Genomic DNA, 10,240 nt, shown 5'->3' with positions numbered 1-10,240 from the left:
GCCACAGACGGGTTGCGCGGGGCGGCGTTCGCCGAGCAGGCCCATGTCGATCAGCAGGCGATGGTAGATGTTGTCTTTTTTCTGGGCTTGCACTTCGATCGCCCAGATCGCTTGCTTGGGGTCGGCGGGAAGGACGACGCCGTCGATGCGCCGCTCCAGGGCTTTGACGTCGATGGCTTCGAAGTCGTAGGGGCCATCGATGCGGAGGCCATCGGTGAGCAGGCAGAGGAACTCAGGGTCGGCGCCGAGGAGCAGATCGATCTGTTTGTCGGTGTGCATCTGCATTCAGCCGTTGCGGGCCTTTGCCTGTGTTAATCGAAGACGAATTCGTCGGCATCCTCGGCATCCGCTGTTGTCGATGGCGGCCCCGGCTCGCCGCCCTTGCCCGAGTCGGACAGCTCCGGGTCAGTCAGCGCCTCTGTATCGGCGGTCAATTTCGCTTCAGGCTCCGGCTCCGCTTCAGGCTCAGGCTCAGGCTCGCGCACCATTCCCTGCGCCAGTAGGTAATCCTCGGCCTTGTCGGCATCGACATCGGCGAGCAGCGCATAGGCGAGGTCTTTGATGTTGAACACCGTATGCAGCAGGAAGGCGAGCTTGATGCGTTGGGCGTCGCTGAGCGCGGACATGCGCGCAAGGCTGGGCAGGAAAAGCACATCGGCACTAGCCAGCTCGCTGCCTTGGGTCTCGACCACATCCTCGCGCTCGGGCAGATGGCTCTCATAGCTGAGATCGTTGAAGCGATAGAAGCGAAAGCCGTGGCGCGCCATCCAGTGCTGCAATTCGGCTAGGTTGGGCTGGCGTTCGTGAGTGGGCTGGAAGGCGACACGCACCTGGATCAGCAGGCTGTCTTTCAGCGCTTGGTCGCCGTGTTCGAGGATGGTGTTGGCATCGCTCAGGTGGTCGAGGATGAGCCAGTCGAGGCTCTCCAGCCCAGCCACGCTGTTGAGCGCGACGGTGCTGATTGGCAGCTTGGCGAGCACCTGTGCACCTTGGCGCATGCTCGGCAGCAACTGCGCTGCAGGCAGCGGCCGCAGGGTGCTGGAGAGCGCTGGATCGAGGCAGGCATGCAGGGTGGCGGGCTGGCCGTCGCCGAGCAGCGCATGCGGGATCAACTGCACCTCGGCGCTGTCGGCAAAGCGCTCGGGTTGCTCGACCAGGCTGCCAGGATCAAAGGCAACGATGCCGAAGGCGTCGAGCTTTAAGAGCGCTTCGATGCCCTCCTCGCGCAGCAGCTTGGCGCGGTTGTCGATCACCACTAGCTTGCTCGGTAGTTGCCAGTTGAAACGGCGCTCAGCGCGCATGCGGGGCGTGAGATAAGACTGCGGGTGTTGCAGTTCGACCGGTGCCGACTCGTCTTCGAACTGGCATTCGCCCTGGCCGGTAAAGGTCAGCGCGGCCGGTGCCTTGTCCTCGCAATAGCGTTGCCAGATCGCGCGCAGGGCGGCATCGAGGTTCTCGGCGAAGCGCTTGCCATCGCACAGCGGCGAGGCCATCACCTGTTGGCGCAGGCGCTGCCGAATATTGGCAAGCTGATCAAGATCCCCGGCCAGTTCCAGCACGCGCTCGTGATAGGCGTCCCAACTCGCGCACACCCAGTCCGGGAAGCCGGCGTTGGTGACATGCGTGGCGGCATGGCGACCGGCGAAGGTGGGGCCGGGATGGGTCACCACCGGCACGCCCATCATCAGCGCCTCGCAGGTGGTCATGCCGCCGGAATAGGGCCAGGGATCAAGCGCGATGTCGATGCGCCAATAGGTGCGCAGGAACTCTTTGTGCTTGGAGGGGCCTTCCAGCTCGACGCGCTCGGCAGCGATGCCGTGCTCGGCGAGGGTGTCACGGATGCGCTGACAGAAGCTCTCATCCTCGTAAGGACCGCCCTTGAGCAGCAGATGGCTGCCAGGCAAGGCGTGCATGATGCGCGCCCATTCGGCGAGTAGTTCAGGGTTGATCTTGGTCGGGTTGTTGAGGCAGCCGAGGGTGATATAGCCGTTGCTCAGCGCTGGCAGCTCATTGAGGTCGGGAAAGATCTGCGCGGGCACATAGGGCGGAGTGCTGTAGCAGATATAGTCATCCGGCAGCCGAATGAGCTTTTCCACATACCAGTCATCGACGCCGGGCGGGGTTTCGATGGCATCGCTGAGGAAATAGTCGATCGCCTCCAGCCCCATGGTGTTGATCTGCCCGCCGACCCATTTGATGATCAGCGGCGCCGGCTTGCGCGCGATGACCGGCAACCGGTTGCCGTCATTGTGCCCGGAGAGATCAATGAGGATGTCGAGCTGATCCTCGCGCAGGACCTGTTCAAGGGCATCCTGGTCGTGCCGGATGACATCTTTCCAGACGCGCCCCGTGCGCATCAGTTGCCGGGTGATGAAATCCACCTTGCGATCGAGCGTGTAGTAATAGCACTCCACATTAGCGCGCTTGAGGTGGAGCATACCGGGCAGAATCATGTAGCCGACCGGATGCGAATGGAATCCCGACGAGATGAGGCCGATGCGCAGCCGGCGGGCGGGATGCCGATCGGCCGGAATCGGCGCTTGCGGCTCGGCCGGGAAGCGCTGCTGCCAGTCGCGCGCGGTGTCGTAGATCTCGCGCGGATCGGCCGCTGGATCGTAATGCAGGTTGAGGAAGATATTGGAGGCGGCGCCGAATTCCTGCGGATTGCGTCGCAGCGCCTCGCGGTAGTAGGCGCGGGCTTGCTCGAAGTCGCCGATATCCTGATATTTGGTGCCAACCAGATTGTAATAGACCGCTTCTTCCGGCTTGAGCGCCATCAGCGCTTCGCATTCCTGCATCACCTTGGCATAACGCCGCGCGCGCGAGAACACCGTGATGCGCATGCCGAGAATCTTCATCGAGGTCGGATTCAACGCCAGTGCTCGATCGAGCGCCGCAATGGTGTCCTCCTCGCGCCGCTGGGCATGATAGACATGACCGCGCATCAGGTGGATCTCAGCGTTCTCGGGGTCGCGCTCAGCGGCCTCGTCGAGCGCCTGTTCGGCGTCTTCGAACTGCTGCAAGGCAAACTGGATCTGTCCCAACAGGAACAGATGCGCCCCAGGTGGCTGTTCGCCGCCGAGTGTGCAGGCGTGCTGACTCGCGCTCAGCGCGGCCTCATGGTTTTGTTGGCGATACTGGGCTTGCGCCAGGGCATGCCAGCCTTCCGGGTCTTGCGGATAGCGGCGCGTGAGGGCCTGTGCCTGTTGTTCAGCCTGTCGGTCATCGCCTTTCTGAAAGAGGCGATCAAGGCGCTGACGTTGGCTGGCGGGGATGCGGGAGGCAGAGGTGGAGGGGATGGATGGCATGGCAGGACTCGCTCGGAAGGCATCGCGCCCCAGTCTAAACGAAAAAGGCCCCCAGGGCGGGGGCCTCAGTGCTCAGCCGCGAGCGGCTGTCAGCGCGGGGTTAGCCCCGGTTTAGCCTAGCAGCGAGAGGACGTTCTGCGGCAGCTGGTTGGCCTGTGCCAAGACGCTGGTACCGGCCTGCTGCAGGATCTGCGCGCGGGTCATCTCGGCGACTTCCTTGGCATAGTCGGCATCTTCGATGCGCGAACGGGCATCGGAGAGGTTCAGGGCGTTGGTCTCGAGATTGAAGATGGCATCCGAGAAGCGGTTCTGGACCGCACCCAATTCGGAGCGAAGCGCATCGACCTGCTTGATCGCCGCGTCCAAGGTGGCCAATGGATCTTCGGTCGCCGTGGCGCCGCTGACCGCGTCAAAAGTGAGATTGCCGCTCGCGTCCACATAGATCTGATTGGCGAAACCATCGGTGAAGGTGCCTTCATCGGTCTGGAAGATGGTCGCCGTAGGCTCGGTCGCGATCTTCTCGGCATCGAAGCCAGAGATATAGAGGCTCGCACCCGCATCTTCTAGGATACCGGCGTCGAATGCATAAGTTGCACCCGTCGCGTTGCCAACCACATCGATCTGCCAATCCAGAGCGGTGCCTTTATCTTCCATCACTGCCGCCAAATCCGTACGCGAGATCGTGGCGTTTTCGACGTCATATGCATTAGCGTCGCCGTTCGACACGTAGTTCGTCGTGCCATCACGGATGGTCATCGTGTTGCCGCTATCATCTGCGGCCATGTAGACGCCAATGTCGCTGATGTTGGCCAAGGTGTGGCCGCTCGAGTTGTTCTCGGTCAGGTTGCCTGCGCCTGAATCGAAGTAAAGCGCGGCGCCGTTATCCGCGCGGGTCACTGTCCCCGCCGAGTCGATCTTGACAGCAATCTGAGCACCGTCAGCGCCTTCGATGGTGACAGTGTTGGTCTCGCCCGTTGACGGCGTGAGCGCGGCGATCAAATCCGCTCCGGCAGTGTCTGCAGTCGTGCCGCTGAAGGTGAAGCTGTCGCTGCTAGCATTGTAGGTATAGACCGTGTCGCCGCCGAGTGAGGGGGTCGAACCGGTGACTGTTCCGCCATCTTCCAACTGCGCGAGTGCTAGGGTGACACCGCCATTGGCCACGCTCGCCATATCATTGAAGGTGGCGTTGACATAGGAATCATTGGCATCGTTCTGGGCCACGAAGCCGCGCGCCAGAACCTGATCTGTGTTCGCCAGGTTGTTTGCGGTACCAACGCCATCGACATTGAAGCCGCTCAGGTTGAGCGTTGAAACATCGATCTGGGTCAGGTTGATATTGATGACCTGATTGTCGTTCGCACCCACTTGCACGCGCAATGCGCCCGCGCCCTCGGCGAGTACGCGCACGCCGTTGAAGTCGGTCTCGGCGGAGATGCGGTTGATCTCGGCGAGGCGCTGACCGATTTCGTCCTGGATGGACTGCAGGTCGGACTCGGAGTTGGTGCCGTTGGCGGCCTGCACGGTGAGGGTGCGAATGGTCTGCAGGTTGTCGTTGATCTGGTTCAACGAGCCTTCGGTGGTCTGCGCGATAGAGATACCGTCGTTGGAGTTGCGCACGGCCTGGTTGAGGCCGTTGATCTGCGAGGTAAAGCGGTTGGCGATGGCCTGACCGGCGGCGTCGTCCTTAGCGCTGTTGATGCGCATGCCCGAGGACAGGCGCTCCATCGCGGTGGTGAGGCTGTTCTGGCTCTTGTTCAGGTTCTGCTGAGCGATCAGCGAGGTGATATTTGTGTTGATGACGGACATGGTTCGCTCCTTCCGAGTGCGTGGTGAAGGCGCCAGGACGGCAGGTCAGTCGATGGCTGCCGGGGCCTGTCGCAACGGCACCAGTGTTGGCCGTTGCCTTGTATAACGGCAGCGATCGGCGAAGCTTGAGGCCCCGGGGAAAAAAAGGCGGGACCCGGCGTGCTTTTGTGATCTGTGTCACATCCTGGCCGGTGCGACAACGCTGAGTACCGGCGCCTGAGCGCGTCACTGGGTCGCGTTGGAAGATGAGGTGGAGTCGTTCGAGCAGTGTCCAGCAGCCGTTTTGGTGGGGCTCGCGCAGGCGCTGGCGGTCGTGTTCAAGCCCTTGGCGCATGCGATCTTGCTCGCTGGCGAAGCGTTCCCAGGGGGCGTTGCGTGGGTGCTTGCTGATTCGGTTGAGGACGATGACCCGAATGCGATGCCCGCCCCAGGGCAGGTCGTAGACGCCTTTCCAGGCGGTGCGTCACTGGTTTCTCGATTGATCTCCTGGCTGATCAGCGCCAGTTCTTGTTCGAGCTCGACACGCCATGGGACGTCGGCGAACAGGTCGACCAATGCAATGCCAAAGGCTCGGTGCCATTCGCGCAACCGGTCTTGCTCTGGCTTGTCGGCAGGCTTGGTGCCGGCGCTGCCTTGCTGCAGGTAGCCCGTGGCCGCGCTTGCAATGCTCGAACTTGTCCAGCAAGGCTCATTGCAGAGGCTTTAAACAGGTGCTGAGTCGTTATCGGGAGCAAGCCAGTCGGCAAACTCGGTGGGTGTCATGATCGGGATGGGAAACCGGGGCTTGACGGCGTGAAGATCAGCATCTCCGCTGACTAAGGCATCGGCGTCACCCAGGATGGCAAGCGCTAAGAACATGAGGTCATCCGCATCGCGGATGTCCGGTAACCCTGTCGGTGTCGTTTCGATCTTTACCGTCTCGACGTAAGGAAGATAGTCAGCAAGCAATGTCTCTTGCTCGTCACGACTGAGGTTGAACTTGGGATAGCTCAGCACGCGCAAAAGCTCGCCCACGGTGTCTTGACTAGCGAGCGGAATGAAGCGCCCAGCTTGCCATGCCTGGCGCAGCCAAGCGCACCGACCGTGCGAAAAGATCAAGGCCGAGACCAAGCCATTGGTGTCAATGACGACGCGCACTGGGCTCAGGGGCGTTTTCTTGCCCAAGCGATGGCCTCATCGATATCTGCCGCGACGATGCCAAGCTCGTCGAGCTTGGTGCGCACGGCATTGGCTTGTTGGAGACGGACTGGGGTGAGGATGATTTTCCCCTCTTGTGCGGTCACGTCATAGTAGTCAGCCTCACCGACCCGCTGAACGATGGCCTTTGGCAAAGTGACCTGGTTCTTGCTTGTGCGCTTGGCAAGCATGCTGGCTCTCAAGGTAATGAAGTAAGGAATTTGGAGTCTAGCAGACCGCCCGGATTCACGCGCAACATGCGGCTTGCGGCTGGCGTTTGCTGCTGGGGAACCCCGGGACGGACCACCGCTTGGCCCGACTGGTTGGCAGACACCTGATGGAGCGGTCTGGGTGCTGATCCATATCGAAGTACAAGGCGAGCCGGAAACGGCCTTTGCTGAGCGGATGTACACCTATCACTACAAGATCCGCGACCGCTATCAGGTGCCGGTGGCAAGCCTCGCGGTGCTGGCCGATACCGATCGGGGCTTTCGCCCGCAACAGTACAGCACGGCGCTCTGGGACTGCCGAATGGACTTCCGCTTTCCCATGGTGAAACTGCTCGACTCCACCCAGCCCAAGCGCTGGGCCGAGTTGGAAGCCAGCGATAACGTCTTCGCCTTGGTGGTGATGGCGCAGATCCGCGCTAAGGTCACTGATGATGCCGAGACGCTCAAGGGCTGGAAATTCCGTCTGATCCGCCTGATGTACGAGCGCGGCTATGCGCGCGCACTGATCCTGGAACTGTTCCGGCTCATCGACTGGATGATCCGCCTGCCTGCGGGGCTGGAAGCGGACTTTCGCCAACAACTTTATGCCTATGAGGAGCAACAGTGTATGCCATACGTGACGACGGTTGAACAAGCGGGGATTCAGCAGGGCGAAGCCACCATCCTGCTGGCTCAGTTACAAGAGAAGTTTGGACCAGACAGCGTCGACACCTACCGCGAGCGCATCACAGCCGCCGAGCCCGAGCAGCTGCTGCAGTGGTCGAAACGCATCCTCAGCGCCGAGACACCTGAGACGATCTTTCACTAAGGAAAATCCGAAAACCCGCGAAAATCCTGGACGGACAACGGTTTAGCCCGGCTGGCCGGCAGGCGCCTGATGCTGGCAAGCGCGGGGCTCGAGTTCGAGGCGGTGCGGTCATTGCCTTGTCGCGAACAGTTCATCGAGTGGGTTGACCGTGAATGGATGGGTTTGACGTCAATCGGGGATGTAGCGCGATGTGTCTTCGTCGCGCGCCGGCGCACCATCGAAGATGGCTTGGCGCCGGGTTTCAGTGGAAGAAGGTTTCGGGAGTTTCAGCGGTGAGCATGTTGTCGAGCCAAGCATCGAGCTGCTCAATGTCGGCCGCTTCGATGCGATCGCGGTAGGGCTCGGCGCAGTCGGGGCCAAACTGACGCGCGAGCTGGCGAAGCAGGCTTTAGGCTTCGCCGATTTTGACGCCGCGCTGCTCGCCGATCTCGAAACCCGGGACGTCTCGAAACCCGGGACGGACCACGGTTTAGCCTCTGTTCACCAGCCAGTGGGGCAAGCTGATGGAGTCCTTGGTGGAGGGCGATCTGGTGAATCTGCTCAGGGCGCGCGGCATCGCCATCACCGATACCAGCACCCGGCTCAAGGGCCAGCGCGCCGATGGCGGCAATTATGAATTCGACATCCTCGCCCACAACGGGGAGGAGTTGGTGGTGGTCGAGGTGAAGACGACGCTGCGCCCCAAGGATGTGAAGGCCTTCCTGCGCAAGCTAGATCAGTTCAAGCAGTAGCTGCCGCGTTACGCGAACAATCGCATCTTTGGAGCCATGGCGTGGCTGAGCGCGGATGCGGGTGCGGATGCGGGTGCAGAGGCGATGCTGGCCAAGCGCGGGCTGTTTAGCATCCGCGCAACCGGGGACTCGGCGGCGATTCAGAATGAGCGGGACTTTGCGCCGCGGGCTTGGTGATGGCCTCCCTGATCGATCTCTCCCTGCCTGACACGTCTGCTCAGCCGCCGTTTCGGACCGCTGCCAGCATGGGCCGAACAGCGGATCAGCAAGGCCAATGGCGACCAACTCGACGCCTGGTTCGATGGACTCTTGGATGCTAAGGCGATTTCCGCTTTTAGATATACCGATATATGAGATACTTCGCGTCAGTTCTCAGACACCTTCCTCACGCCTATGGACACGGATTCTCATGATTTACCGCCCGGCACGCTGACGGCCGAGCACGTCGAAGATATCAAGCTTGCGGCTTCGAAGATGAGGCGCGTGGAGCGCCGTGCATTCCAGGCGGTGATGGCTGAGAAGTACTGTGGCGCGAATCCACGACGGGCAGAGGCGCTGTTCGGCTGGAGTCGTGCCGCGGTCGAACTCGGTCTGCATGAGCAGCGCAGCGGCTGTGTGTGTGTGAGCGCACAGGCGCTCGTCGCTGGCCGCATGACCTGGGAGCAGAAGCATCCGCAAGCGGCGGCGGCGTTGTGGGAGATTGCCGAAGCGCACACGCAGCAAGATCCGAGCTTTCGCGGACCGTTGTCGTACACACGCCTGACCGCCGCCGGCGCCCTCCAAGCACTCAAGGCGCGCGGGTTTGCCGATGCCGTCCTGCCCGCCGCGAGCACCATGGCCGACATCCTCAATCGCAACGGTTACCGGCTGCGCCCGGTCCTCAAGGCCAAGCCCCAAAAAAAATTCCGCAGACCGACGCCATCTTCGCCAACCTCCGGGACAAGGACGACGGCGGCAACGACCCGAGCATCCGGCGCCTGAGCATCGATTGCAAGGCCACGGTCAAGATTGGACCGTACTCGCGCGGTGGCCACACCCGCGGCGCGAATAAAGCCGCAGATCACGACATGGGCTGCAACGAGAAGTACACCCCCTTCGGCATTGTCGACGAAGATCGCGGCGAGTTGGCCATGCACTTTGGCAGCTCAGCCAAGACCAGCGACTTTATCGTCGACAGCGTGGAGGCCTGGTGGCAACGGCTACCCGCCGAGGAACGCGACGCCTGTACGCTCCTGCAGATCAAGGCCGACAACGGCCCCGAGAGCAATGGGCAACGCACGCAGTTCCTGCATCGGATGGTGCAGTTCGCCGATGCGATCCGCACACCGATCCAACTGCTCTACTATCCGCCGTACCACAGCAAGTACAACCCCATCGAACGCTGCTGGGGCATCCTCGAACAGCATTGGAACGGCGCTCAACTCACGGATGCTGACACCATGCTTGAATGGGCCAAGAGCATGACGTGGAAAGGGCTTCACCCGGTCGTTGAGCTGTCACGCGAGGTCTACGCTAAGGGGATCTCCCTCACCAAGAAGGCCATGCGTGACGTCGAAGCGCGACTCGTGCGCAACCCCGATCTGCCGAAGTGGGATATCCTGATTAAGCCTGCCTGCTCGGTATAAATATTTCCGGAAATCACCTAGGCCAGCAGACAGAGAAAGACGTGGCTGCGAATGCGCTCATCGGTCTTGTGATAAACCGGGCGAATCTCTAACTGCACGGTCTTGAGATTGCGAAAGGCGCGCTCATCGACCTGATGTGGCTGGAAGAAGCGTACCGGCGTACGCGCAAGGACGGCGCGGTTGGAGTGGACGGCGTCACCGCCGAAGTGTACGAAGCCGATCTGCGGGCGAACCTGAGCGACCTGCTCGAACGGTTCAAGAGCGGAAGCTACCGCGCGCCACCGGTCAGACGTGTCCACATCCCCAAGGACGGCACCAAGAAGACCCGTCCCATCGGCATCACCACCCTGGAAGACAAAGTGCTCCAGCGCGCGGTGCTGAGGGTGCTGGAGCCGATCGACGAGCAGGACTTCCTGGACTGCTCCTACGGCTTTCGGCCCGGTCGCAACGCCCACCAAGCGCTGCAAGCGCTCTGGCAGGGGCTCATGGACATCGGCGGCGGCTGGGTGATCGACCTCGACATCCAGGACTTCTTTGGCAGCCTCGAAAGGATCCC

Annotated in this window: 10 protein-coding genes and 1 pseudogene; 6 read left to right on the top strand and 5 right to left on the bottom strand. The window is 61.6% G+C overall.

All coding sequences use genetic code 11. From position 1 onward, the window contains the following. From VBE63_RS21325 to VBE63_RS21305, 5 genes are all read right to left on the bottom strand, one after another. The coding region (locus tag VBE63_RS21325) for a DUF2887 domain-containing protein (protein WP_323685034.1) at positions 1-279 on the bottom strand (279 nt) is incomplete at its 3' end. Between the two features lie 32 nt (positions 280-311). Next, positions 312-3,308 carry a tetratricopeptide repeat protein gene (locus VBE63_RS21320; protein ID WP_323685033.1) on the bottom strand — a complete coding sequence of 999 codons (2,997 nt, stop codon included), beginning with the start codon at positions 3,306-3,308 and terminating at the stop codon, positions 312-314. Between the two features lie 111 nt (positions 3,309-3,419). Beyond that, positions 3,420-5,114 (bottom strand): flagellin, encoded by a 1,695-nt coding sequence (locus tag VBE63_RS21315; protein ID WP_323685032.1) that lies wholly within the window; start codon positions 5,112-5,114, stop codon positions 3,420-3,422. Positions 5,115-5,816: 702 nt separating this feature from the next. Next, on the bottom strand, positions 5,817-6,278 hold the full coding sequence (locus VBE63_RS21310; protein ID WP_323685031.1) for a putative toxin-antitoxin system toxin component, PIN family: 462 nt from the start codon (positions 6,276-6,278) through the stop codon (positions 5,817-5,819). Beyond that, complete coding sequence (locus VBE63_RS21305) at positions 6,257-6,481, bottom strand: AbrB/MazE/SpoVT family DNA-binding domain-containing protein (RefSeq protein WP_323685030.1); 225 nt, start codon at positions 6,479-6,481, stop codon at positions 6,257-6,259. Before VBE63_RS21305 ends, VBE63_RS21310 begins: the two co-directional genes overlap by 22 nt. A gap of 160 nt (positions 6,482-6,641) precedes the next feature. Here VBE63_RS21305 and VBE63_RS21300 point away from each other — a divergent pair, with 160 nt between their 5' ends. The 6 genes and pseudogenes from VBE63_RS21300 to VBE63_RS21270 all read left to right on the top strand — a co-directional run. After that, a complete protein-coding gene (locus tag VBE63_RS21300; protein ID WP_323685029.1) occupies positions 6,642-7,328 on the top strand; it encodes a hypothetical protein in 687 nt (228 codons plus the stop codon). A gap of 503 nt (positions 7,329-7,831) precedes the next feature. Continuing rightward, a complete protein-coding gene (locus VBE63_RS21295; RefSeq protein ID WP_323685028.1) occupies positions 7,832-8,059 on the top strand; it encodes a hypothetical protein in 228 nt (75 codons plus the stop codon). A 36-nt stretch (positions 8,060-8,095) separates the two neighbouring features. Further along, positions 8,096-8,236 carry a hypothetical protein gene (locus VBE63_RS21290; protein WP_323685027.1) on the top strand — a complete coding sequence of 47 codons (141 nt, stop codon included), beginning with the start codon at positions 8,096-8,098 and terminating at the stop codon, positions 8,234-8,236. Between the two features lie 15 nt (positions 8,237-8,251). Further along, positions 8,252-8,413 carry a DUF4351 domain-containing protein gene (locus VBE63_RS21285; protein ID WP_323685037.1) on the top strand — a complete coding sequence of 54 codons (162 nt, stop codon included), beginning with the start codon at positions 8,252-8,254 and terminating at the stop codon, positions 8,411-8,413. A 39-nt stretch (positions 8,414-8,452) separates the two neighbouring features. Further along, positions 8,453-9,684: pseudogene (locus VBE63_RS31520) on the top strand (ISAzo13 family transposase). Positions 9,685-9,818: 134 nt separating this feature from the next. Then, positions 9,819-10,240: reverse transcriptase domain-containing protein (locus tag VBE63_RS21270; RefSeq protein WP_323685026.1), on the top strand; the 422-nt coding region annotated here is incomplete at its 3' end.

The organism is Lamprobacter sp., from assembly GCF_034860625.1.
Taxonomy (GTDB): Bacteria; Pseudomonadota; Gammaproteobacteria; order Chromatiales; family Chromatiaceae; genus Lamprobacter.
Note: the sequence above shows the minus strand (reverse complement) of the source record. Positions and strands in the feature narration are given on the sequence as shown.